Raw genomic sequence first — 23,668 nt, forward strand, 5'->3', positions numbered from 1 at the left:
GGGCGTGGGGTCAGGCCGCTGTAAAGACGTAGCGCCGGTAGGCGAAGAAGCGGAACACGGTAGCGAGGACCCAGCCGACGGCGCGGGCGGCATTGTCGCTTAGCGCCGATTCCAGCCCGAGCAGATGCCGTGAGGCGAAGACCGTGCCCGCTGTGATGGCGACGCCGACGAGGTTGGCGAAGAGGAACAGGGTGACTTCCTCGGTCACCTTCTCTCGGTGCTGGTGGCGGTAGGTCCAGTAACGGTTCCCGGCCCAGCTGAAGAGCGCCGCGGCGGCCGTCGCGACGACGGACGCATGGACGGGGGCGGCCCGCATCACCCCGCCCTCCGCACCGCCGGGCAGACCGAAGACCAGCAGGTTGTAGCCGCCGTTGTCCACGACGAAGGCCAGCGCCCCGACGACCCCGAACTTGGCGGCCTCACGCCAGACGCCCCTGACGGCGTCACGCACACGCAGCGTCACAGATGCGAGGACCGGCACACGGCGAGAGTATCGACACGGCGCGCCCTCACCGCCCGGGCGCGCCCATATCGCATCATTTCCTATTGTATTCGGCACCGGTTCGGGTAAGGAGCGGCCGTGGAACCGACGATCGCGTGTGTCGTGCCGTGCCACAACGAGGAGGCGGCCGTCGGCAAGGTGGTGCGCGATCTGAGGGCGGCACTCCCCGAGGCCGACATCTACGTGTACGACAACGCCTCGACCGACCGCACGGTGGAGGTCGCCCGCGAGGCGGGTGCGATCGTCCGGCAGGAGCCGCGCAAGGGAAAGGGCAACGTCATCCGGCGTGCCTTCGCCGATGTCGACGCCGACGCCCTGCTCATCATCGACGGTGACGACACCTACGACGTGTCCCGGGCACGGGACATGGTGGACCTGCTCTTCGAGGGGCCGTACGACCAGGTGGTCGGCGCCCGCCGCGAGACGGCCAGTGCCGCGTACCGGGCGGGGCACGCGGCCGGCACCAAGCTGCTCACGGGTGCGGTGCGGTCCCTGTTCGGCAATGACGTGACCGACATGTTGAGCGGCTACCGGGTCTTCTCGCGGCGCTTCGTCAAATCCTTCCCGGCGCTGGCTCGCCAGTTCGAGACCGAGACCGAGATGACCATCCACGCACTCCACCTCCGGCTCCCCACGACGGAGGTCGCGGTGGACTACCGGGTCCGGCCCGTCGGCAGCGAGAGCAAACTGCGCACGTACCGGGACGGCTGGCGCATCCTGCGGGTCATCCTCGACCTCGCCCGGCGCGAGCGGCCCTCGCTCGTCCACACCGTGGTCGCGGGTCTGCTGGCCCTCGCCTCGGTCGTCCTCGGCATCCCCGTCATCGCCGAGTTCGTCCGCACCGGCACCGTGCCACGCATCCCCACGGCGATCGTCGCCGCCGCGATCATGACGATCGCGGCGCTCGTCCTGCTCGTGGGGTACATCCTCGAGTCGCTCATGCACATGCGTCAGGAACAGTCCCGGCTCGTGCACCTCGCCTACCCGGCGCCGGCCCGCTCCCCGCGTCTGACCGGGAACGGGACCAGCACCGGGCCCGTTCCCGTCCGAAACACCCCCAGGACCTTCCACTGACTTGGTTGGCGGGAATTCGTAGCTGACAGGTGGTGATTGCCGTGGCAGGTCGGTTGCATGAGGTATCCGCAAGGGGCGGACCGACCGCGGAGCGACGGGCGTTACGCGAGCACATCCGGATGCGGGCGGCCGAGTCATTCGCCCTGGAACACGACAACGCCACGATCGCAAAGGAGTTACGTGGCAGCGTTCGGGCGGTACAGCGGTGGCACCAGGCATGGGACACGGCGGCACTGCAGCCCTGCTGGGGCGGTCAGCAGCGGGGAGTGGTACTCGCCCTCCTCGCCGCCGTAGGTGAGGCGGTCCGGATGCACGCCGAATCCTGCTGGCGTCCGGACGACGGGAACAGTTGCGAAGACAGCAGGAGTGGAGGACCCAAGCAAGGCGGGTCGCCGGGTCGGTCGCACGACAACCGAACCGAGCAGCCCTTGGGGTGGAGCCGCAGCAGCGGCCGGACAACTTCCCCAGTCCGAATCCGACAGGTCATCCTTCGCAGGCGACTGACGAAGGGTTGCACATGAGTGCAACACAGAACGGCCCTCAGGTCTCGGGACCCGGTTCCGTCTCGGGCGGCGGGAACGGAAACGAGGACAACGGATCGAACAAGATCCGTAAGTTCGAGGCCGTGATCATCTTGCTGGTGGGGCTGTTCGCCGGGATCGCCGCACGGACGATGGATCACGCATCGATCTTCGAGGCCATCGCCACGGGGGGTGCCCCTATGTCTTTGGTCAAGGTGGACGGTGCTGGTTCGGGCGTCTGGAACGATGTGCCCGTGCATGCTGATGATCAGGTTGGCGAGGGTGTCTCTGCGGAGCTCGCGGCGATTCTCCGGAACGCTGCCGACGGCCGTCCGGTGAAGATCCTTCCCTCTGTCTGCGGCGGGTGTGGCGGGCGCGTGTTCTTCGTGCTCGTTGACGATGTCGAGGGCGGAGCCGAGCGGGTGTGCGTTGGTTGCGACGGCCGCGCGTTCATCGCGGATAGCGAGGAGTTCTGGGAGGACGCGGATCCTGGCGAGGCGGGCTGCCCGTGCGGGAGTGAGGAGTTCGAGACGGCAGTCGCGTTCTCGCTCTCTGGCGACGGGTCGGTCCGCTGGGTGACTGTTGGGTTGCGGTGCCAGAAAGACGGCGCCGTGGGGGTCTATGCCGACTGGAAGATCGACTACAGGCCCACGGATCACCTCCTGACCTTGGTCTAGGTCTGCGGAGCGACTGCCCGAACGGGCTGGGGTTCGTAGAAGGTGCCGTCGCGGAGCATCGCGAAGAGGACGTCGGCTCGTCGTCGGGCGAGGCAGAGCAGGGCCTGGGTGTGGTGCTTGCCCTGGCTGATCCTTCCGGAACCAGTCTTGATCCGGTAGTACGTGCGTAGCTTCGGCTAGTCCCCCATCACCCCGGGGGCGCGCACCAGGACCATGACGACCTGGACGGAGAACCCGGGCAGGACGTCGGCCCATGGACGGAGCCCCTGGCACCCGCCAGGGTCTCTCCTTGTGGTCAAGATGGTCGAGCCGAGCCGACCGAGCGCACCTACACGGACGGGGACGACAAGCTGAGTTCCGGGAAGTAGCCGTTCAACCGTCCGACCTGGTCGACGAGAGCCCCGCGGGAAACCCGCTCCCCCGTACCTCTTCACCGTTGGTCAGCCGCACGACAACTGTCACGGAAGCCCAACCGGGGACAGGCGAGATGGAGTCAAAGTCGTAGGGGATCTCCCTCCGCAACCCGCCAAAGGCCGGAAGCTCCATGTCCGGAGGCTTGGAACCGCGTGCGGTCTTCACTCGGGGAATGGTGATCTCTTGATAGACCGGAACGAGCCGCTTCAGCCAAGGCTTGCGTATCAGCTTCTTCAGTGAGACTCTTCCAACCTGCTGGCGATGACCGCGAGTTGGACACACCTGCGCGACGATGACGCTCCTGGTAGACGGGTTCTCGACCAAGATCACCCATGCCCGCCAGGAGCTTCGCGTGCTTGTCTACCCGTCTTCGATCGATCTGTCGAGCCGAACCTTGCGGTTCCTGGCCGGACAACTGTCAGCCCGCCAGACGGAGATCGGGACACGGTGGCGGCGCCTGCCAGTCGGGAGCCAGGCCCTCCTCGTACTCGCTCACCTGAGATGCGGTGACACCTATGCTCAGCTCGCCGCCAGGTTCGGCATCGGGATCGCGACCGTGTTCCGCTACATACGCGAAGCCGTCGACGTCCTGGCTGCCCTCGCCCCGTCCCTGGCCGAGGCGATGACGACGATCCGGGAGAAGGCGTTCGTCATCCTCGACGGCACCCTCCTGGCGATCGACCGCATCGCCGCCGGCACCCCGTACTACTCCGGGAAACACAAACGCCACGGCATGAATGTGCAGGTCCTCACCGATCCGTTCGGGCAGCTGTTATGGGCTTCGCCCGCGCTGCCCGGTTCCACCCACGATTTGACTGCCGCCCGTACCCACGGCATCGTCGATGCGCTCGCGGAGACCGGACTCAAGTGCTGGGCAGACAAGGCATATCAGGGTGCCGACGGCACTGTCCGGGTGCCGTTCCGCCGTCGTCGTCTCAAGAGGTGGCAGCGGCGGCACAACAGCACCCACACCAATCCGCTGCCTCGGCGAACAGGCCATGGCCACGCTGAAGAGCCGGCGGCTCCTGCGGAAGCTCCGCTGCAGCACGAACCGCATCACCGACTTCGTAAGGGCCGTACTCGTCCTTCATCACGCATCAGCGTGAGGTTGGAAAAGGCTCGCTATGCCGTGCGGGCCAAGGGCGCTCAAGGGAGTGCTGGCGCTTCTGTGTCAGCGCACCACTCCGTGCTCCGAGCGCTGCGTATCAGCGAGCCCTGCGGGCGAGGGAAGAGCCACACGCCGACCAGGAGTGCGGGCGGCCGGAGCTCCGTGAGCCGTACCCCGGCCGGGGCCAGGCGGAAGTGCGGCACTACGACCTGCTGCGTGCTCAGGGCAGCCTCTCCTGGGAGGCAATCCACTCCCGACGCGCGTAGACGCGAACCGCCTCCCGATCAGCGTCGGTACAGCTCTGACCCAGAACTGACGGGATGCCACCTGTCTTGCTGATCCCGTGTTCGTGATCATGTCGAACGAGTTCGCTGGCGAGGTCGGAGACGTCTGTACGCAGTTCCACACCCCAGGGCGCTCGGTCGAGGGACTCGTCGGTATAGGGGCGCGGCAGGTAGCTGCCGTGGCCGTGGCGCAGGGCGATCGCGTCCAGCACAGCGGCGGTCTCCAGCAGGTCGTCCCGGCACTCCAGCGCCAGGCCACCAACCTTGGTGTCGATGACGTCCTGGCGGCGGGCAGTGTGCGCGCCCGCCGGATCGCGACGATCCAGGACGTGCATGTACAGCAGTGCGGGGATCAGCTCGCCGATGCGGACCAAGTGCTTGCCGTACCCGGCCTGAGCCGCCCTGCTGGTCGACCACCCCGGCCACGGCTGAGCAGGCGATGCCCGGCGTGCGGTCATAACTTCATCGGGGTAGTGCCCATCGTCGCTCGTGTCCACGGAAGTCCCCTCCTGATGTGACGACCTGTCTGTCCCTGTTGGTCCTCAGGGCAGCCATCGGTGAGATGCGCGAGTAAGATGTAGGGTCTCGCCGCCGATGACATGTCGATCTTCTGTGACCTGCTGGTTCTCTGTTGTCTCACCGCGATGTCACCCAATATCAGTCTCAGATCGATGCCTTTTCCTCGGCGGAACGATGAGTCTGCGGCTGAGCCACCGAGCACGAGGACTACCTGTGGGCTCAAATCACGCACCGATGAGTTTCCCGCGCCGCGCCGGTCTGTACGCGTGAGACGGACTCACGGAAGGCTGGCGCCATGCGGAAACTGATCTACGGCATGAACCTGAGCCTGGACGGCTACATCGCCGCGCCCGGCGACGACATCGGCTGGGGCGTGCCGAGCGACGAGCTGTTCCAGTTCTGGTCCGACCAGTTGCAGGCGACCGACCTGTCGCTGTACGGGCGCAAGCTGTGGCAGACGATGAGCTCCCACTGGCCGACCGGCGACCAGCAGCCCAACGCCACCCCGGCGGAGATCGAGTTCGCGCGCCGCTGGAGGGACATGTCGAAGGTGGTGTTCTCCTCGACGATCGACAAGGTCGACTGGAACACCCGCCTGGTCACCGGCGACGCGGTCGCCGAGATCACCCGGCTAAAGGCCGAGGACGGCGGCCCGATGGACATCGGCGGCGCGACGCTCGCCGGGGCGGCCATGCGGGCCGGGCTGATTGACGAGTACGTGCTGGCCACCGCGCCGGTCCTGGTGGGCGGCGGCACGCCGTTCTTCACCGCGCTGGACAACTGGGTGAACCTGAACCTGGTGGAGACGCGGACGTTTCCCGGCGGCGTGGTCCTGACCAGGTACGAGACGAGGCGCTGAGCAGCAGCACCCACGCGCTAGTCTCGCGGTGATGTCGTATACGACATCGGTACGACACGGCCCGTGAGATTACGACATCAGCCGCGAGACCCTACATAAGATGCAGGGTCTCAACTTCGGTGTCAGGCGCCGACGCTGTGACCTGGACGTTTCCCTTGAGTCTCACGACGTGTCGGCAGGCGGCTGTCTCAGATCGGTGTCATTTCCTCGGGCTGTCCAGCAGGCTGCAACGTTGCCCGGGGCTTCACGAACCTGCATCGACAGCCATCCGTTCCATCCACTCACGCACCTTCACTGCTCGCTCGATGCGGCTCACGATGTCCTTCTTGGACGCCGTGTCCTAGGTCTCCGGGATCTTGTCGAAGGTGTCGGGAAGGACGTCGAGCAGACCCCAGATCTGTTCGCCGGTGCTGACGGTCAGCAGTTGCTGGCACCTCCACTGCAGCGGCGTCTCGGGACGGTGCGTGAGCCGCTGCACGAGTGTAGGGAACAGGTAGTGCGTCGCCTCTGCGGCGAGGTGCTCTCGGAGCCAGTCGACCGGGAGCCGCTGGCTGAAGCTGTGCATGGCGGCCTCCTGGGCCAAGTCCAGGAGCTGAGCAGTGTCGACGGCTCGGACGGTGCGGGGAAGGGTCGGGGTCATGTCGCGATGATGCCAAGAAGCCTCTGCGGCGCCGAGAGGTCAGCTGGGCTGAGATGCGATCTGCTGACGGGCACGACCCCAGACTTCCTCGAACTCCTCGGAGGTGAGTTGTTCGGGGTCGTGGCCTTCCCATTCCGAGACAGGCAGCTCGGCGGTGATCCCGAACTTGCTGTCGTATTCATCGAGGCGGCCTGCGTCGCGGGCCCGCTGCCACTCGGCGAGGGAGGCAGCTGCGATCGGGATCAGCTCAGGCCCTTCGAGTTCGACCTGCCGGATCACCCAGCCTTCAGAGTCGACCTCGAAGTAGAACCAGGTGTCTTCCTCATCCCAGTAGCAGCGCATCCATGTGGTCACCAGGCCATGATGCCGGGCCAGATGCGCCGCGCTACTCCGCTTTGTCTCATGGTTGAGCGATGAATCCTGCTGATCGGTCGAGCTGGAAAGGAGAACCGACCCGGGTTGGATCCCAGCCTTGATCCCGTGCCTCTCGAATGCTGGCAGCAACGTGAGCTGGACGAATGGGCTCCGTCTCGACGCCCACCCAGTTACTGGGATGGGCCTGGCCACTGGTGACGATCAAGGCACTTGGCGATCGCAGTGCTCGGAATTGTCGATGAGAATCAGCAACACGGCCGTGATGTTGCGGGCACCTGCTGCCACGGCTGTCGCTGGCTGGCGCCTGCGCGAACGGCATCACGGGCGGCATGGCACCCGCGCATCAGGCCGGGCGCGCGCCGTTCGCGGCGAACCCATCCCGCCTCCGTGGCGGAGGGCCTGCCGCTGCCGACCGTGGCCAACGAGCGGAACCGCACCGGGCGCAGCGAGAACGAGGTGCGCGTGCTGACGGAGGCTGTGTTCGTCAGGTGGCGCATCGACGCACGAACACAGCGGCCGGCACTCCCCCGCCACGGTCCATTGCTTTGTGCGATGCCTCGCCCACAGATGGGCGTATTGGGCTACAATTTCACAATTGATGATGCTATGGGCCTGTCCAATGTTCCGCACTTGAACGGAGAACGCCCCACATGCGCGTCCGCAAGCTCCTGACCGTAACCGCCATGGCTGCCGCAGCAGTCCTCGGCAGCATTGGCCCAGCCACCGCCGCAGACGACGAGGACAGCGTCAGCATCGTTCAATCCGCTTCCGGGAATGACCAGCCAGAGCATGTCGGACATGAAATGCCGAGCTCGTTGCCTGAGCACGGCGTGAATCGAATCGGGGGCATTTCCGACCAACGCGAGACTCCGGCCGCAGAGAGTCCTGACCAAGACGCAGGTGAAAGCCTACTGAGCAGGCTGCTCGGCTGAGCGAATGGCGCGGAGCTCTGACCTGCGCCCGGCATACCCTTGATGTTTGTGGAGCGCCGACAGGGCCCGCGACGATGCATCGTCAGATGCCAACCACGGCCAAGCGGGCGCCGGCATCGCACGCGGCCTGCGTTCGCCACGCGGGTTGCGGCAGAGTCAGCGGTCGACATAGCCCTCGCGGAGGGGGCCGCCTGGCAGGTCCAGCACATGGATGACTGAGGCCGCCAATGGTCCCGGGTCAGCGTGCCTGGCGAGGGCTAGTGCTCTGACCGCATAGACACCTCACGTTGCTATGCCGTCAAGCGGCTCGGGCAGCGTGCTCGAACAACGGCAAGCTCACGGATAGCCTTGCCTCATGACCGACTCGGCCTCTGTCCACCGCTCTTTGCCGACGTGGAATCAGGTGGCCGCGTTGCGGGACTTCATCCATGGCCGGACATACGCAGCCGCGGCACCCACAATCCGGCTCAACGGTGAGCCGCCCCACGCACCAGACTCGGACTTGGCGCGCGTGGCGGAGGTCAATGAGGGCCTCTACCAAGTCACGTCCCACCTGTGCAGTTGCCTGTATGCCGAGCTCGAGACGGGTCGCCCCGGACCGCTCGCAGCGGCGTCTCTGGAAGCCCTCATCTCGATCGCCGAGGTGTGGCGTGAGGATCCGGAGCTGCCGGTCTGGATGAGGGAGCTGCTGGCGGTCAAGCCGCGCTGACTGCGAGTTCGGGCGGCGGGGGGAACGCGATGGGTTCGTCGAACAGCTTGTAGTGCTGGAGGCAGTGGTAGAGCTGGCCGATCATGCGGTTGAAGAGGTTGCGTTGGGCGGCCGCGTGCCAGTCACCGACGTCGCGTCGGCGTCGGTAGTGAGCACCAGATCCGGGCGAATGTCGGAGGGCAGAGAAGGCCCAGAGGTAGCCGACGTGGTTGAGCCGGTCGTTCTTCACCCAGCGGCGGGTGACGGAGGACTTCTTGCCGGAGGCCCTGGTGACGGGCGAGGAGCCGGTGTATGCCTTCAGGCCGCGGGCGTCGGCGAAGCGGGTGCGGTCGTCCCCGATCTCAGCAAGGATGCGGGCGGCGGGCTGGATGCCGAGCCCAACAGTCCTGGGCGACGTCCAGCAGGACACCCCGTCCGACATCGCCGACGAGTGCCGCATGGTGCCCCCATCAGTCGGGCCGAACCCCCACTGTCCGGAGCAGTTACGCCGCAGCCGTCCCCACCCTCGCCGGACCCGCGCTCATCCGCGTCGCCGAGGTACTCTTCGACGCCACCGACAAGGACAGCAGCGGGACCATCGACGCCGACGAATACCGCACCCTCTTCCGCACCGCCTTCCACCGCGACCTCACCACCACCGACGGCGCCTGCGGCCGGAGCGCCTTGGTCGGCGACTTCCTCTCCTTCATGTCGGGCCGGCGCACGAGCACCCCGTACGACCCCCTCCTCGCCGACGCCTGACGAACTCGCGCCCGTTAGGCTCGCACCACCAACACCAACGAGCGAACAAGCGACGGGTGTTGACGCTCGTCGACGCTGAACGGCGCCGCTCTGCCTGGAGGCCTCAAGGCCCAGGCATGGGCAGGCGTCCGTCCAGCGCCTACGGGCGCCAACGCCCATCGTTCGTGGTGGCGGCCACGAAGACGCCGAACAGCACCCGCTCTGCCGAGAACCGCCATCACACCGAGCACCGGGACCGCGCGCCGCTCTATGCGAAGGTCTCAGTCGACCCGGCTGGCCAGAGGCATCACAGCCCCGTACTCGAACATCCCACGAAGTTTCCGCTCCATCGGGATGCCCTTAGCTTGTCATTTAAGGTCTGATGACCGTCGCCAACGCGATCCCCCGCTGAGCCCGGAGCGCCGTACCCCCGTCGGTCGAGGACGGGGGTACGGCGCTCTCCCTTGCCGGTACGTTGGGCCGCACTCGCCCGGTACGTGCGGCCGGACACACCCGGTACATTCGGCCGGACACACCAGGACGAATACAACGGGGGGTTCCATGATTCGGTCGCTCCTACGACGTCGCCGGGCGGCCTCGGGCCTCCCGGTCCCGGACGCGTGCACGCCCGGCCGGCACGCCCTGGCCACCCGACACCTGCTGCTCTACACCCCGGTGACCCAGCTCGACGCGTTGGCGGCCATCGCCGCGGGCGCGGACCCCGAGGCCCAGCGCTGGCAGGGGAACCAGATGGACCAGGTCGTACCGGACGCCGGAACCAGACGGGCCCTGCTGCGCATAGGCCCCACCGGCGCCACCCCCCGTTGGTTCATCAGGTCCAACCCCGAGCTGGCCGAGCCCTTCGAACCCAGCCCCGAGATGCCCGAGTTCATGGTCTGCGTACGCCGCGACACCGGGCGCTACGCCGGGTACCTCGAACTCCACCACGACAGGGGTGAGATCGGCGGCATTCTCGCCCCCGACCATCGAGGCCAGGGCCTCGGCGCTGAACTGTTCCTGGCGGGCGCGGAGTTCGCCCATGGCCACGCCGGTCTGCCGACAGTACGGGCGGGCACGGCGACGGCGAACCTCGCGTGCCGCCGCGCCCTGGAACGCGCCGGCTTCGTCCCGGCCCCCGGCCCGGCCCGCCACACCCTGCCCGACGGCCGTGAACTGGACAGCGTCTGGTACCGGCACGAGGACGCCGCGTCGGCGTGTGCGAGGCCTTGAGGCAGGAGTGGAGGGGCGGAGGAGCGAGTCCGCCGCCTCGGAACTCGGCCGTGTCCAGTTCGAACCCGAGAGGAGCGGGCAGGGACACGGTCAGCCCGAGCTTGTGCCGGGCACTCTTGGCGTAGGCGTCGCCGGACGGCTCGGAGTGAACCGTCACCTCGCCCTCCTCGCGGTCGATCAGGAGGTAGATCGGGCTGCCGGCGCGGGCATAGCCGTGCACGCCTGGCAAGGCCACAAGGGCGACCGCAAGTACCACTACCGGGAGTGGAGTGACTCGACTTTGCGGAGAATCGTGATCTTGAACAGATAGTGGCTTCCCTGTTCGGGTGAGCCCGCTGAGTGGCTTGCGGAACGTCAGGCTGAACGTGAAGAACCATCAGCGGTGTTGATCCAACCGCCTCGAAGCGAGGAAGTTGCCGCTGATGGTTCCGGGGATGACGTTACCGGCGTCGTTGCTGCTTGTTCTGCAGGTCACTCGTCCGTGTTTCACGAAGCATTCGTTCGAGACGTTCTGCCATCTGGTGGCCGGGATGGCCGCGCAGACGGGGCGGCGTACGGTCACCGGGATGCTGACGGGGGCGGGACTGTCGCGGCTGTGGCCGCACCGCAGGGCCCACGCCTTCTTCTCTGAGGCCTCGTGGGATCCCGACCAGCTCGGCCTGCGCCTGGCCCGAGCCGTGGTCGAAGCCCTGCTCCCAGCGGACGCGCCGATCCTGGCTGTCGTCGACGACACCCTGCTGCACCGGGTCGGCAGGAAGGTCTTCGGGGCGCTGTGGGCGCATGACGGCTCCGGGCGGGGCAAGGACAAGCTCGGGTTCGGCAACACCTGGGTCATCTGCGCGGTCGTGGTCCGCCTGCCCTTCCTCGCCAAGCCGGTCGCTGTGCCGGTGGCCGCCCGGCTGTGGCGGGGCAAGGCCACCGCCTCCCGCACCGACCTGGCCCTGGAGATGGTCCACGACCTGGCCGCGCTCTTCCCCGGCCGCACTCTCCACGTCACCGGCGACGCTGCCTACCACTCCGGCAAGGTCGCCGACCTGCCCCCGTCGGTCACCTTCACCACCCGACTCCCGCGCAACGCCGCCCTGTCCGCGCCGACCCCGCCCAAGACCAACAAGCGGGGACGGCCCCGCAAGAAGGGCAGGGCGCTGGGCTCACTGACCGCGATTGCCCAGACGGCGACATGGCGCCTTGCCGTCGTGGAGCGTTACGGGCGCATGGAGTTCGTGTGGATCACCGAGAGGGAATGCCTGTGGTACGGAGCCTTCAAGGACCTCCCGGTCCGCCTCGTCCTGATCCGCGACCTGAACTCGACCCGCCCGTACGACCTCGCTCTGATCAGCACCGACCTGGTCAGTCCCGCCGACGACCTCATTGAACGGTACGGCACGCGCTGGCCGATCGAATCGATCTTCGAGCACATGCGCCAGGATCTCGGCGTCGGCCAGGCCCGCAACCGCACCCGGCGCGCGGTGGAGCGCACCGTCCCCTTCGGCCTGGCCGTCTACACCATCGTCGTCCTCTGGTACGCCGCCCACGGGCACCACCCCGCCGACATCGCCGACCGGCGCGCACGACAGCCCTGGTACGCGACGAAGGCGACCCCGGCGTTCAGCGACATGGTGATCAAGCTTCGCCGGACGATCATCGCCGCCCGCCATATTCACAACCCTGCAGGTCAACCCGGTCCCGATGAAATCGCCGCGGTCATCCGCGCCTGGGAAGCAGCCGCGGCGTAGAGCCCGCCACCCCAAGATCACCATTCGCTACAAACACGAGGAGTGAAGACCGGCCGGATATCAGCGAGATGGACGCGACACTCCACGCCACCTACGACAAGGCCGTGGACGCTGGGGCTTCAAAGGGCAGAGACGGCGGCCGATCATCTCCCTGCAGCGTTCACCGAGGCTTACGGGCTCACGCCCGACCCGAGCACCGCCTACTCCCGTGCCATCAAGGCTGTTGAGGCCGTTGCCAACCCCCCTTTTTTTGTGTCCAGCCGCGTACACCGAAACGTCCCCGTGAGATCCCGCGGCGAGGGCCGGCGGAAGCCGGGTGCCTGTTGACTCTCCCTCCATGGGAGAGTCAAGGGTGGAGCGCATGCACGTCGGTGACAACACGCTCTGGAGTATCGGGGAGGCCGCCCGGAAGACCGGGCTGTCGGTGAAACTGATCCGGCACTGGTCGGACGCCGGGGTCGTTCACCCGGCACGTCGGACTCCGGCCGGCTACCGGCTGTACGGCACTGAGGCACTGGCCCGGCTGCAGCTGGCGCAGACACTGCGAGGGCTGGGCCTGGGGCTGGCGACGATCCGGGACGTACTGGAGCGCGAGAGCACCCTGTCAGAGGTGGCCGCGACGCACATCGACGCGCTGGAGAAGCAGATCCGCACGCTGCGAACGCAGCATGCCGTGCTGCGCTCCGTCATCCGCCGCAACACCACTGCCGAGGGGCACACCACCATGACCGAGCTGGCGCGCATGTCAGCCGCCGAACGCCGTGCCATCATCCAGGACTTCGTCACCGACACCCTGGGAGAACTGGACGTACCCACCCACCGACGGGGCCTGCTGGCGGCCACTCCTGACCTGCCCGCCAATCCCACCGACGAGCAGGTCGACGCCTGGCTCGAACTAGGCGAACTCGTCAGGAATCCGGCTCTGCGCGCCAGCGTACGCCGTATGGCCCACTACGCCGCCGAACACCACCCGGGCGAGCACGACGACAGCGCGCTGCGGGACGCAGAGCAGGCGACAGACGACTGGCTGCGGCGAGCAGAGACAGCGACGCGCAAGGAATCGCCCCGGACTCGCCGGCAGCCGATCGCGTCGTCACCGCCATCGTGGCGACCTGGATCCCCGCACAGGCTGCTCCGGACGAAAAGGAACTCGTCGACAACGCGCAGGCCAGAGGTCTACGCCTTGAGCAGCTCGAAGTCGCCTCCGACACGCACGTGGAGCGGTACTGGCAGCTGCTGTGCATCATCAACGGCCGGCCCGTGCGGCCCAGCATGGCGGCAGCCGGCCGATGGCTGACGACGGCACTGCGGGCGCATCCCGAACCCGGTGCACGAGCCACGCACCTCGCCGGGTTGTACGACGTCGGGCAGGACGTGTGGGAACCGACCGGCGTGCTCCACGCCTGTGACGAAGTCCTGGACGCCGTCGGCGGACTCGTCTCCGCGGTGGAGCCGGGCCAGTTCGACCGGCCAACGCCCTGCGCCGACTGGGACGTTCACACCCTCCTCAACCACCTGGTCTGGGAGAACCTGCTGTGGGCCGGCCTGGCCAACGCAACTCCCCGTTCCGACTTCACCGCCGACCATCTCGGGGATGACCATGTCGCGGCATTCCGTACCGCATCGAAGGCCGCACGGTCGGCCTTCAGGCGCCCGGGCATGCTCGAGCGGCGCTACGGGCCCGCTCCCGGGCGACGGCTCGTCGAGCAGTTAGTGATCGAGATGCTGGTCCACGGCTGGGACCTGGCCCAGGCCATCGGGCCGACAGGCCCGATGCGTTCCGGGGCAACGGGCTTCGCGTCGAACGGGTGGGCAGTCACATCCGCTCGGACGGCGAGTACGTAGGAGAGCCGGCGATCGGACAGGGCTGCCCGTAGCTGTGCGTTGGTGCCGTAGGCGGCATCGGCCACCACGACCGGTGGTGTCATGTCCCAGCCGGCGAGCGTGTCGAGCATGTCCAGGGCCAGGCGCCACTTCTCGCGGTGCGTGATCTCGGGCGGGATGCGGGTGATGTTCCGACGGCTGGTGTCCGCGGCCCACTCTTTGGGCAGGAACAGGCGCCATTGCAGCGGACACGAGGCGGTGTCGGTGGCGGCGTGGACGCTGACGGCGACCTGGCAGTTGGCGCGTTTACCCAAAGCTCCGCAGTACTGCGGGCCCACGGCGACCGACATCCGTCCGTCCTTGGGTACCGACACATCGTCGATCACCCAGGCTGTCGGGTTGATCAGCGGGAGCATTCGCTCACAGATGCGCCGCTGTACGGGCACCGGATCCCACGTGGACTGATTCACGAACTGCTGCAGGTTCTGTTCGTTGCCGTCCGGCAGTCGATCCGCCATGGCCTGGATCGACTTGCGGCGCCCGTCCAGCATCAGTCCCCGCAGATAGCAGTCGCCCTTGGCCCGCTGGTCCTTGCGCGGCACCGAGGCGAAAACATCCGCCACGTATAACGCCAACTTCGCCCGGACTCGGTTCACTTCATGTGCGTCCACACACCCAACATGCTCTTGATCAGGCCCAACGGAAAGACCTAACGGAGTCCTACTAGGGTCCGTCTTCAAAGGGATCTTGCCCAGAGCAGGAACGACGCGAGTGTGACCGCCGCTTCGTAGGAGGTGGCGGTCTTTTCGTATCTGGTGGCGATGCCGCGGAAGCCTTTGAGCCGGTTGAAGCAGCGTTCGACGATGTTGCGGCGCCGGTAGGCCTCCCGGTCGAACCCCGGTGGTCGCCCTCCGCGGCGACCGCGATGGTGCCGGTGTCGCCGCTGGTCGTTCTTTTCCGGGATGGTGTGCGCGATGCCGCGTTTGCGCAGGTAGGCGCGGAAGCCGCGGGAACTGTACCTTATCCGCGATGACCTGATCGGGCCGGCAGCGGGGTCGGCCAAGACCGGTGCGGGGAACGCGGATGCGTTCCAGAAGAGGACGTGCGCAGATGCTGTCGTGGCGCTGGCCAGGCGTCACCAGGATCGCGAGGGGCCGGCCCTTTCCGTCGCAGGCGAGGTGGATTTTGGTGGTTAGCCCTCCTCGGGATCGGCCGAGGGCGTGATCGTCCGGTTCGTCCGGCCGGAACTGCCCCCTTTTCGACCGGTGGCGGCGGCGTGCTGGTGGGCGCGGACGATGGTCGAATCGATCTGGACCAGCCAGTCGATGTCGCCTGCCGCGTCCGCGTGGGCCTGGATCTCCTGCAGAGCGCGGGTGAACACACCGTCCAGGGCGTAACGGCGGAAGCGGGTGTACACGGTCTTCCACGGCCCGTAGCGTTCCGGCAGGTCACGCCAGGAGATCCCGGTCCGGATCTTGTAGACCATCCCATTGACGACCTGCCGGTCCTCCACGCGCGGCCGGCCCGTCGCAGCCCGCGGTATCAGTGGAGCGAGTAACTCCCACTCCTGATCGGTGAGTTCATGACGGCGTATCACGCCACCATGATCCACCATCCGATGATCTTTGAAGACGGACCCTAGTACTGCAACGGTGCTTGTTCTGATTGCTGGGCAGTTTTCAGGGGCTGTGTCCGCGTCGTTTGTAGTGGCTGATGCGGGCTTGGTGCTGGCGTCGTCGGCGCCAGGTTGACCAGTGCAGGATGTGGTCGGCCGGGGTGGGGCGGCGGTTGGTGAGGCGGGTGATCAGGCGTCGGATCTCGGCGAGGCTGAGGTGGATGAGCTGGGAGGATCCGTTTCTGCTTTGTCCGTGTCGAGCTGGCGGGCCCGCAGGACAGTCAGACAGGCGTGGGCGGCCATGGCCAGGGTCATGTGGCGGTGCCAGCCCGGGTAGCGGCGGACCTGGTAGTCGTCCAGGCCGCACTCCTGCTTCGCGGTCTGGAAGCATTCCTCGACTGCCCAGCGGCTGCCCGCGATGCGGATCAGCTCGTCCAGCGTCGTGTCGGCGGGACAGTAGGCGATGTAGTAGGAGATCTCCTCGGGCCTGCTCACGCTTCGGCGGGCGAGGACCCAGTGCCGGCGGTCCTCGCGGTGCCAGGGCCGCACCTCGACGCGGGCCCAGTCGAAGATCCGCCGGCCGTGGGCTCCTTCACCGCAGGAACGGCGTTTCCATTTCTGCCGCGGCAGGCCGGGAAACAGGTCGTGGACGGGGTGGTCGATGGACCAGCGGGTGACGACGGTGTCGTGCCGGGTGGTGGCCATGACGTGGAAGACATCCGCCTGTTCCAGCTCGAACCGCCAGCCCTTGCTGAAGCCGTAGGCGGCGTCCGCCGTCACCCAGCCGAACGGGATACGGTCGGCGATGGCCCGGCGGACCATCGCCTTGGCCATGGCCACCTTCGTCTCGAAGGCGACACTGTCGTCGATGCCCGCCCGCCGGCACCGTTCCCGGTCATCCGTCCAGGAGGTGGGCAGATACAGACGGCGGTCGATCAGAGTGCGTCCACGGCCGGTGGCGTAGGCGAGGAACACACCGATCTGGCAGTTCTCGGTGCGGCCGGCCGTTCCGGAGTACTGCCTTTGCACCCCGGCCGAACGGACGCCCTTCTTCAGAAAGCCGGTGTCATCGACGATCAGGACGGCCTCGCGGTCTGCGAGGTGTTCCACGACGTAGTCGCGTACGTCGTCCAGGACCTCGTCGGCGTCCCACTCGATCCGGTTCAGCAGCCGGTGGATGCGATCGGGACCCGTATGCCCGGCCTCCTCCGCCAGCGTCCAGCCGTTCTTCCGCTCCAGCGGCGCAACCAGCCCACGCATGTAAGCCAGCGCCGACTGACGCGGCTCCTCCCGGTTGAACCGGTGCACGAACCGCTCATGCAGAGCACCCAGTTCCCCCGCCCACAACCTGACACCAGCAAGGTCCCCACCCATAACAACACCAACGACTGAACTGGCCAGCAGTCACGGCAAAGACCGTTGCAGTACTAGTGTCCTGCGCCAGAGATCCGTCGGCAGAAGTGAGCGAGGGAGTCGAGGATTTCCTCTGCCGGTAGGACTCGCGCACTTCGGTCGCGGGAGGGCGGTACCCGCGCATCGCGTGCCGCCCTGCTGCGTATCCCACCAATGCCGCGTACTCCTCCAACGCTGTGTATCCCCCAACGCTGCGTACCCCTCTCCGCCTCGCGGCCCGCGACCGTATGCTGACCTGGATTTACGGGGCCGGGGCCGGGTGGGGGTTGGCGTGATGGGACGTCCTTGGGCGAGGGTCGCTGCGGCGGCTGTGGCCGTGATCGCTTCGGCCGCGCTCGCTTCGTGTGCAGGAGGTGCGCGCTCCGCCGAGCCTCGCGACAGCAAGTCCGCATCGCCGCAGCGGCAGGCTACCGCCTCGCCGTCGCAGAAGTCGCGGCAGGCGCAAGTGGAGCGGCACCGTCAGAGTGTGCTCAGCGAGATCGCCAAGGGTGACGACGCCCCCGACCGTGCGGGCTTGAGTCTGGTGAGCGTGGGTGCCAAGGGCACGGTGTTCTTCTGGATGACGACCGACGCGCGCTACTGCTCCGTGTTTTACGCCGGGACGGCCAGCGCGTCATCGTGTTCAACGAAGCCCGACGACGTCATCAGACCCGCGCCGGCGCTGAACCGTCTCCACGAAGGGGATGTGTACAGCGCCCGGAGTGCGTACGGGCTCATCATCGCGGCCGACAGAGAGACCGTTCGGTCCCTCTCCTGTGGTGACGAGCGCCTCGTAGTGAGAAGGGTTCGCGTCATCGAGGCCGGTGACGCGACCCGCACGATCTATGGGGTGGAGCTCGACGGACGCACTGCCGGCATTTTGCGGGCCGAGGTCATGCGGGCCGACGGCCGGCACACGGAGACGCTGCCGCTCGGAATCACGGCCGACGAGGTCACGGCCGGGCACGGCTGGCAGGTCTGCACCTAGCGTCTTGCGCCAGAGATCCGTCGGCAGAAGTGAGCGAGGGAGTCGAGGATTTCTTCAGCTGTCTTGGTCCAGATGAACGGCTTGGGGTCTTCGTTCCAGTCCTTGACCCATGCGCGGATGTCGGCTTCGAGAACCTGAACGTTCTTGTGTGCGCCACGACGGATCTTCTGGTCGGCGAGGAAGCCGAACCACCGCTCGACCTGGTTGATCCAGGAGGAGCCGGTCGGGGTGAAGTGCATGTGGAACCGGGGGTGTTTGGCCAGCCTCGTCCTGATCGCAGGGGTCTTGTGGGTGCCGTAGTTGTCGCAGATCAGGTGGATCTGGAGATGTGCGGGAACTTCCTTGTCGATCCTGACCAGGAACTTCTTGAACTCCGCTGCCCGGTGCCGGCGGTGCAGGGCGGTGATGACCTCACCGGTGGCGACGTCGAACGCCGCGAACAGGGTGGTCAGGCCGTTGCGCACGTAGTCGTGAGTGCGCCGTTCCGGCATGCCCGGCATTATCGGCAGCACCGGCTGGGACCGGTCCAGGGCCTGGATCTGAGATTTCTCGTCCACCGAGAGGACCACCGCGCCGTCGGGCGGGTTGAAGTACAGACCGACAACGTCGTAGAGCTTCTCCACGAACAGCGGGTCCGTCGACAACTTGAAGGTGTCGGTCAGATGCGACTTGAGCTGGAACTTCCGCCAGATCCGGCCAACGGTGGACTTCGACAGACCACTGTGCTCGGCCATCGATTTACGCGACCAGTGGGTGGCGTTCTTCGGGAGCTGCTCCAGTGTCGTGACCACGACCGCTTCCACCTCATCTACGCCGATGGTGGGTGGCCGGCCCGGCCGAGGCTCGTCAACGAGGCCGTCCAGGCGGTCGAAGAGAAACCGCCGCCGCCATTTGCGGACCATGTCGGCACTCACCCGCAGGTCCCGAGCGACAGCGACGATCGGTGGCACCTCAGGCCCCGAGCACGCCAGCACAATCCGTGCACGCAGAGCCAGGGCCTGGGGCGATGTGGCCCGACGCGTCGTCCGCTCCAACATCGCCCGCTCATCAGCGGACAGCAGCAGCGGTTCCAGCTTCGGGCCGCGACGAGGAACTGACGCACCAGCAGCAGAAGTCACACAACAGCCGCCGCAAAATTTCAGATGGACGGCGAAGCCCAGCCTGGTGGCGCCGCTTTTGTTCCGTAACCAGCCCGCCTCGTCGCCGGACAGGGTGGAGTAGTCCACTACCCCGTCCAGACCCAGATCCCGCCCCACCGACAGCCCCTTTTCGTCACCCCCGTTCCCAGCGTTCGGGCTGGACGGTATGGGCGCCGGTATACAGCGGGGACGGAGATCGGCGAAGGACTCCCTTACAGAAGGCGGACCTGGTAGATGGGCCGCCGCCGGAAAACCGTCATAGGCGTCAGCTGTGGCCGAAGGCCGCCGCGGTGGCCACGCACGAGAGCGATGTGCTCGACGAGGTCACCGAACGCAGGCTGCTGACCAGGAACCTGCGGACCGTCAACGCCCTGACGGACCCGACGGTCCTCGAGCCGGTGATCGCCGGTGTGACCGCGGGCTCAAAGGGGCGGGCACAGTGTCGCCGGTCGGCGCCTGTCCATGTGTGAGTGGGGCTGCCGCATGGACAGGCGTGACCGTGGGCCTCAAGCCGCTTCGAGGAAGGGGTAGTCGGTGTAGCCCTCGGCGTCCAGCCCGTAGAACAGTTCCGGCCGCGGCTCGTTCTCCGGGTGGCCGCCCTGCCAGCGCTCAACCAGGTCGGGGTTGGCGATGAGGGCCCGGCCCACGACCACGGCGTCGGCGTGGCCGGCCTCGATCTGCTGGAGCGCCCGCTCGCGGGTGGTCTGCCCCCCGAGGGGGCCGTTGTTGACGATCAGCTTGCCGTCGAAGCGCCGCCGCAGCTCCTGTACCAGGTAGCCGCCCGGCTCGGTGTGCAGTACGGAGAGGTAGGCCAGGCCCAGTGGGCGCAGTTGGTCCATCAGGGTGCCGTAGGTGGCCAGGACGTCGTCCCGGTCGGTCTCGAAGACGTCCCCGAAGTCGACCTCCGGCGAGATCCGCAGCCCGACCCGATCGGCACCGACGGCCTGGGCGACCGCCGTGACGACCTCGACGACGAAGCGGGCGCGGTTCTGCGGCGAGCCGCCGTATCCATCGGTGCGCTGGTTGGCCGCCGGGGAGAGGAACTGGTGGAGCAGGTAGCCGTTGGCGCCGTGGATTTCCACGCCGTCCGCTCCCGCCTCAATGGCCCGGCGGGCCGCGGTGACGAAGTCCTCCAGGGCTGCACGGATCTCTGCGGTGGTCATCGCTTCCGGTACGGGGTAGGGCTGCTCGCCCTTCTCGGTGAACGTCTCGCCGGTCCTGGCGATCGCGCTGGGGGCGAGGATGCGGCGGCCACCGTTGATGTCGGGGTGGGTTTGGCGGCCGGCGTGCATGATCTGCAGGACGATGCGGCCGCCCTCGGCGTGCACCGCCTCGAACACCCGCTGCCAGCCGGCCGCCTGCTCGTCGGTGGCGATGCCGGGCTCACCGACATACCCCTGCGACGCGTGGTCGGGGTAGGTGCCCTCGGCGATGATCAGCCCGACGCTCGCCCGCTGCCGGTAGTACTCGACCATCAGATCCCCGGGAATGCCGGAGGAACCGGCCCGGACCCGGGTCATCGGTGCCATGACGACGCGGTTGGCGAGCTCGATCTTCCCGAGCGAGGTGGGGGAGAAAAGCAACGGAGCGGGCGAAACTTCTGAGATATTGACAGTCATGGGTTTCTTTCTGCAATACGGAGGAAACGGGATGAAGGTCTGCGACGCAGGGGGTCCACGCTGTCCCGGCGGAGGCGCGGATGCGGTCCTCGGGCAGGCGCGGGCCCGCTGACGGTGACGCGGTTCCAGGACCGCGATCGGGGTGTGGGTGGTGTTGGCGGCGAACGCGGTGAGAGCCGCATGCCGTCGGCGTCGGTGTCGACGCCGGTTCAAGCGCAACTGCCCGCCGGAGTACGGGCGTTCGCTCCTCGCGCACGATCAGCAGCCAGCCAGCCAGGCGGCGAAGTCATGGGCGCCGCCGCCGGATTCGGTACGGATCGGTGTCTGCAGGCCGCGCCGCGACCGACTCCCTCGACGCGCCCCCGCGAAGAGGACCGATACACGGCTTCACCTGGAACCCGCTTTGGGCGGTGGCGGGAACAGTGATCTCAGCGATCCTCATTCTCGGCCTGAGGCACTTCCGCCGGCCGATCGCCCATCGGACAGCCTGCTTCACGAAAGCGCGAGGCTAGCTGAGCGGCACGTCCGCGACAGCCTTGAGGTGGCTGAACGTCTCGAGGGAATACCGGCCGTGGTACCGGCCCATGCCGCTTTCGCCGACGCCACCGAACGGCAGGCCGGGCATGAGCAGTTGCATCACCGGCTGGCCCCAGGCGACGCCGCCGGAGGACGTCTCGTTCAGGAGGCGCGTCTTGGTGGCCTCGGACTCGGTGAAGGCGTAGAGGGCGAGTGGCTTGTCGCGTTCGTTGATGAAGGCGATGGCGGCATCGAGGTCTTCGACTTCCACGACGGCGATGATCGGACCGAAGATCTCCTCCTGCATGACCGGCGATGCGGGGTCGACATCGGTGAGCACGGTCGGTGCGATGAACAGGTCGTCACGGTCGTGCCGGCCTCCCACCGCCGCCCGGCCGGAGTCCAGCAGACGAGTGAGCCGGTCGAAGTGCCGCTCGTTGATGATCCGGCCGAAGTCGGCCGCGGTCTGCGGGCTGGTGCCGAACCGGGCTTCGACCGCCGTGCGCAGGGCGGGGACCAGTGCGGCGACGGTGGCAGGATCGGCCAGAACATAGTCCGGGGCTATGCACTGCTGGCCCGCGTTGCCGAACTTGCCGTCGACCAGCCGCTTGGCGGTCTCGTCCACGTCGGCGTCGGGTGCCACGAAGACCGGTGGCTTGCCTCCGAGTTCGAGCGTGACGGGGGTGAGGTTCTTGGCGGCTGCGGCCATGACGATCCGGCCGACGGTGCCATTGCCGGTGTAGAAGATGTGGTCGAAACGCTGCGCCAGGAGGGCCGTGGTCTCCTCGGCGCCCCCCCTCGACCACGGTGAGCACGTCGGCGTCGAAGTACTCTCGCAGGAGGCGTGAAGCGACCGCCGAAGTGTGCACCGAGATCTCGCTCGGCTTGGCCACCACGGTGTTCCCGGCGGCCAGTGCGCCGATGATGGGGTCGATGAGAAGGTGCAGCGGGAAATTCCACGGAGCGATCACCAGGACGACCCCGAGCGGGTCGTACGTGGTGTATGCCGTTGTCGTGGGACCGAAGTGGGCGGGAACCTCCACCGGGCGAGGCTGAAGCCAGCTCTCGAGATTCGCCAGCGTCTCGTCGATGTCAGCAACGGTGAAGTCGATCTCCTGCGCCTTCGCCTCGGCGGGGTTCTTCCTCAGATCCGCCCAGAGCGCTTCGATCAGCTCCTGCTCGTTCTCGACCAGCAGTGCCCGCAGCCGTTGCAGTTGGCTGACGCGCCAGTCCAGTCCGCGGGTGACGCCGGTGTTGAACGTCGCACGAAGGCGGCCGACCACCTCCGCGGCCGTTTCGCTCTGGCGCGTCCTGGACTCATTGGCTGTTGTTGCGGTCATGGGGGTGTGCTCCGTTCTTGATGCACGCCACGCCGTCAAAGGCGTCGGTGGCATGCCGTGGTACCGGTGATGGGCAACCCGGTGGATGACGGATGAAGGGTCAATCCGTGCCTTCACTGTAGCCCATGTACGCGCCAACACGAACATATGGCAGGGGTTATTCTTTCCTTATGGCCAGTCGCACCTCGTCACCCCTCGTCCACCCCGACACGGACGACCTCGACCTCTTCAAGATCATGAGCGCGCTGACCGACGAGACCCGGCTCACCATCGTCGTCACCCTCTCCGTCTCCCCCGGTCTGGCCTGCAGCGGCTTCACTCAGGACGTCACCCCGTCCGTTCTCACCCGCCACTTCCGCGTCCTGCGCGAGGCCGGTCTCATCCGGCAGCACGACGTCGGCACCCGCCGCATCAACACGCTGCGCAAGGAAGATCTGGACCAGCGCTTCCCCGGACTGCTCGACCTCGTCCTCAAGGAGAGCGTCGGCCGCGTGGAGCCCTACGTGAACGCCGAGTGCGCCTGACGCTCCGGCACCCCTCCGTGGCCGCGACGAACCGGACCCACCGCAGCCAGGTGTCCAGCTTGCGGTCGGCTTCGAGCACGTCGAACGACACCCCGGGCACAACGTCAACTAGGCCACGGCCGAGCCGGGCGAGGCCAGCCTCCCGCCCGACGCCCGCCGAGTGGCCGTAACCCGTGCACCAGCAAGGCGATAGGCCACCCACCCCGCCGTACCACCTACACAGACTGGTCACTGACCGCCTATACGCAATTGCGGATCGGACCGGATCGACTCCATCGGCACGAAGGCTCGGATCTCGATGGCCTTCGCCGTGTGCAGCGGCAGCTCCCGCAGCAGGTGGCGCGGCACTTTCGAGGATGGCGAGCTGAGCGGGGCGGCGACACTCGTAAGCCCCACCGCCTAGTACTCCAG

Annotated in this window: 20 protein-coding genes, 8 pseudogenes and 1 riboswitch; of the genes and pseudogenes, 14 read left to right on the plus strand and 14 right to left on the minus strand. The window is 67.2% G+C overall.

Going from position 1 to position 23,668, the window contains the following annotated elements:
• Positions 1–10: 10 nt before the first annotated feature.
• The gene (locus tag ABIE67_RS02710; RefSeq protein WP_370252632.1) at positions 11–481 is read right to left on the minus strand and encodes a GtrA family protein; all 471 of its coding nucleotides are present in this window, start codon (positions 479–481) and stop codon (positions 11–13) included.
• 99 nt (positions 482–580) lie between these two features.
• On the opposite strand from ABIE67_RS02710, the gene ABIE67_RS02715 reads away from it, so the two are divergent.
• Positions 581–1,576, plus strand: coding sequence for a glycosyltransferase family 2 protein (locus ABIE67_RS02715; RefSeq protein ID WP_370252634.1), 996 nt, complete (start codon positions 581–583; stop codon positions 1,574–1,576).
• A gap of 176 nt (positions 1,577–1,752) precedes the next feature.
• On the opposite strand, the gene ABIE67_RS02720 is transcribed toward ABIE67_RS02715, so the two are convergent.
• On the minus strand, positions 1,753–1,890 hold the full coding sequence (locus ABIE67_RS02720; protein ID WP_370252637.1) for a hypothetical protein: 138 nt from the start codon (positions 1,888–1,890) through the stop codon (positions 1,753–1,755).
• A riboswitch (cyclic di-AMP (ydaO/yuaA leader) is annotated at positions 1,880–2,090 on the plus strand. (Overlaps the previous gene by 11 nt.)
• 3 nt (positions 2,091–2,093) lie before the next feature.
• On the opposite strand from ABIE67_RS02720, the gene ABIE67_RS02725 reads away from it, so the two are divergent.
• Positions 2,094–2,774: a hypothetical protein gene (locus ABIE67_RS02725; protein ID WP_370252641.1), complete on the plus strand. Its 681-nt coding sequence runs from the start codon at positions 2,094–2,096 to the stop codon at positions 2,772–2,774.
• Here ABIE67_RS02725 and ABIE67_RS02730 read toward each other — a convergent pair.
• A pseudogene (locus tag ABIE67_RS02730) lies at positions 2,771–2,950 on the minus strand (hypothetical protein); the annotation flags it as partial. The gene ABIE67_RS02725 and the pseudogene ABIE67_RS02730 overlap by 4 nt on opposite strands.
• A gap of 590 nt (positions 2,951–3,540) precedes the next feature.
• On the opposite strand from ABIE67_RS02730, the pseudogene ABIE67_RS02735 reads away from it, so the two are divergent.
• Positions 3,541–4,294: pseudogene (locus ABIE67_RS02735) on the plus strand (transposase family protein).
• Positions 4,295–4,516: 222 nt separating this feature from the next.
• Here the strand turns inward: ABIE67_RS02735 and ABIE67_RS02740 are convergent.
• Complete coding sequence (locus ABIE67_RS02740) at positions 4,517–5,038, minus strand: hypothetical protein (protein WP_370252643.1); 522 nt, start codon at positions 5,036–5,038, stop codon at positions 4,517–4,519.
• A 356-nt stretch (positions 5,039–5,394) separates the two neighbouring features.
• Here ABIE67_RS02740 and ABIE67_RS02745 point away from each other — a divergent pair, with 356 nt between their 5' ends.
• A complete protein-coding gene (locus tag ABIE67_RS02745) occupies positions 5,395–5,958 on the plus strand; it encodes a dihydrofolate reductase family protein (RefSeq protein WP_370252645.1) in 564 nt (187 codons plus the stop codon).
• Positions 5,959–6,202: 244 nt separating this feature from the next.
• Here ABIE67_RS02745 and ABIE67_RS02750 read toward each other — a convergent pair.
• Positions 6,203–6,598 (minus strand): annotated as a pseudogene (locus ABIE67_RS02750) (hypothetical protein).
• Between the two features lie 39 nt (positions 6,599–6,637).
• Complete coding sequence (locus ABIE67_RS02755) at positions 6,638–6,940, minus strand: hypothetical protein (protein WP_370268096.1); 303 nt, start codon at positions 6,938–6,940, stop codon at positions 6,638–6,640.
• Between the two features lie 683 nt (positions 6,941–7,623).
• On the opposite strand from ABIE67_RS02755, the gene ABIE67_RS02760 reads away from it, so the two are divergent.
• Both ABIE67_RS02760 and ABIE67_RS02765 read left to right on the plus strand, forming a co-directional pair.
• On the plus strand, positions 7,624–7,905 hold the full coding sequence (locus tag ABIE67_RS02760) for a hypothetical protein (RefSeq protein WP_370252647.1): 282 nt from the start codon (positions 7,624–7,626) through the stop codon (positions 7,903–7,905).
• A gap of 355 nt (positions 7,906–8,260) precedes the next feature.
• Positions 8,261–8,614, plus strand: coding sequence for a hypothetical protein (locus tag ABIE67_RS02765; RefSeq protein WP_370252649.1), 354 nt, complete (start codon positions 8,261–8,263; stop codon positions 8,612–8,614).
• On the opposite strand, the pseudogene ABIE67_RS02770 reads toward ABIE67_RS02765, so the two are convergent.
• A pseudogene (locus tag ABIE67_RS02770) lies at positions 8,601–8,993 on the minus strand (transposase); the annotation flags it as partial. The gene ABIE67_RS02765 and the pseudogene ABIE67_RS02770 sit on opposite strands and share 14 nt — an antisense overlap.
• Positions 8,994–9,097: 104 nt before the next feature.
• On the opposite strand from ABIE67_RS02770, the pseudogene ABIE67_RS02775 reads away from it, so the two are divergent.
• The 5 genes and pseudogenes from ABIE67_RS02775 to ABIE67_RS02795 all read left to right on the plus strand — a co-directional run.
• Positions 9,098–9,355: pseudogene (locus tag ABIE67_RS02775) on the plus strand (calcium-binding protein); the annotation flags it as partial.
• Between the two features lie 540 nt (positions 9,356–9,895).
• Positions 9,896–10,564 (plus strand): GNAT family N-acetyltransferase, encoded by a 669-nt coding sequence (locus ABIE67_RS02780; RefSeq protein WP_370252651.1) that lies wholly within the window; start codon positions 9,896–9,898, stop codon positions 10,562–10,564.
• A 434-nt stretch (positions 10,565–10,998) separates the two neighbouring features.
• Entirely contained in the window at positions 10,999–12,300 is a 1,302-nt protein-coding gene (locus ABIE67_RS02785; RefSeq protein WP_370251558.1) for a transposase, read from the plus strand.
• A 337-nt stretch (positions 12,301–12,637) separates the two neighbouring features.
• On the plus strand, positions 12,638–13,597 hold the full coding sequence (locus tag ABIE67_RS02790; RefSeq protein WP_370252653.1) for a MerR family transcriptional regulator: 960 nt from the start codon (positions 12,638–12,640) through the stop codon (positions 13,595–13,597).
• Entirely contained in the window at positions 13,573–14,145 is a 573-nt protein-coding gene (locus ABIE67_RS02795; RefSeq protein WP_370252655.1) for a TIGR03086 family metal-binding protein, read from the plus strand. The genes ABIE67_RS02790 and ABIE67_RS02795 overlap by 25 nt, the downstream gene beginning before the upstream one ends.
• Here the strand turns inward: ABIE67_RS02795 and ABIE67_RS02800 are convergent.
• The 3 genes and pseudogenes from ABIE67_RS02800 to ABIE67_RS02810 all read right to left on the minus strand — a co-directional run.
• Positions 14,067–14,795: pseudogene (locus tag ABIE67_RS02800) on the minus strand (IS701 family transposase); the annotation flags it as partial. The gene ABIE67_RS02795 and the pseudogene ABIE67_RS02800 sit on opposite strands and share 79 nt — an antisense overlap.
• 65 nt (positions 14,796–14,860) lie before the next feature.
• Positions 14,861–15,718: pseudogene (locus ABIE67_RS02805) on the minus strand (IS5 family transposase).
• Between the two features lie 210 nt (positions 15,719–15,928).
• On the minus strand, positions 15,929–17,113 hold the full coding sequence (locus tag ABIE67_RS02810) for an IS701 family transposase (RefSeq protein ID WP_370252597.1): 1,185 nt from the start codon (positions 17,111–17,113) through the stop codon (positions 15,929–15,931).
• 505 nt (positions 17,114–17,618) lie between these two features.
• Between ABIE67_RS02810 and ABIE67_RS02815 the strand changes: the two genes are divergently transcribed.
• The gene (locus ABIE67_RS02815; protein WP_370252657.1) at positions 17,619–18,119 is read left to right on the plus strand and encodes a hypothetical protein; all 501 of its coding nucleotides are present in this window, start codon (positions 17,619–17,621) and stop codon (positions 18,117–18,119) included.
• Here the strand turns inward: ABIE67_RS02815 and ABIE67_RS02820 are convergent.
• Positions 18,116–19,156: an IS630 family transposase gene (locus ABIE67_RS02820; RefSeq protein WP_370268098.1), complete on the minus strand. Its 1,041-nt coding sequence runs from the start codon at positions 19,154–19,156 to the stop codon at positions 18,116–18,118. The genes ABIE67_RS02815 and ABIE67_RS02820 overlap by 4 nt on opposite strands.
• A 392-nt stretch (positions 19,157–19,548) precedes the next feature.
• Here ABIE67_RS02820 and ABIE67_RS02825 point away from each other — a divergent pair, with 392 nt between their 5' ends.
• Positions 19,549–19,728, plus strand: coding sequence for a hypothetical protein (locus ABIE67_RS02825; RefSeq protein WP_370252659.1), 180 nt, complete (start codon positions 19,549–19,551; stop codon positions 19,726–19,728).
• A gap of 36 nt (positions 19,729–19,764) precedes the next feature.
• On the opposite strand, the gene ABIE67_RS02830 is transcribed toward ABIE67_RS02825, so the two are convergent.
• Positions 19,765–20,877, minus strand: a complete 1,113-nt coding sequence (locus tag ABIE67_RS02830; RefSeq protein WP_370252663.1) for an alkene reductase — start codon at positions 20,875–20,877, stop codon at positions 19,765–19,767.
• Positions 20,878–21,385: 508 nt separating this feature from the next.
• A pseudogene (locus ABIE67_RS02835) lies at positions 21,386–22,733 on the minus strand (aldehyde dehydrogenase family protein).
• A gap of 170 nt (positions 22,734–22,903) precedes the next feature.
• Here ABIE67_RS02835 and ABIE67_RS02840 point away from each other — a divergent pair.
• Complete coding sequence (locus tag ABIE67_RS02840; protein ID WP_370252667.1) at positions 22,904–23,257, plus strand: ArsR/SmtB family transcription factor; 354 nt, start codon at positions 22,904–22,906, stop codon at positions 23,255–23,257.
• Between the two features lie 228 nt (positions 23,258–23,485).
• Here the strand turns inward: ABIE67_RS02840 and ABIE67_RS02845 are convergent, their stop codons facing one another.
• Positions 23,486–23,653 carry a hypothetical protein gene (locus ABIE67_RS02845; RefSeq protein WP_370252669.1) on the minus strand — a complete coding sequence of 56 codons (168 nt, stop codon included), beginning with the start codon at positions 23,651–23,653 and terminating at the stop codon, positions 23,486–23,488.
• Between the last annotated feature and the right edge of the window lie 15 nt (positions 23,654–23,668).

It is taken from the genome of Streptomyces sp. V4I8, from assembly GCF_041261225.1.
GTDB lineage: Bacteria > Actinomycetota > Actinomycetes > Streptomycetales > Streptomycetaceae > Streptomyces.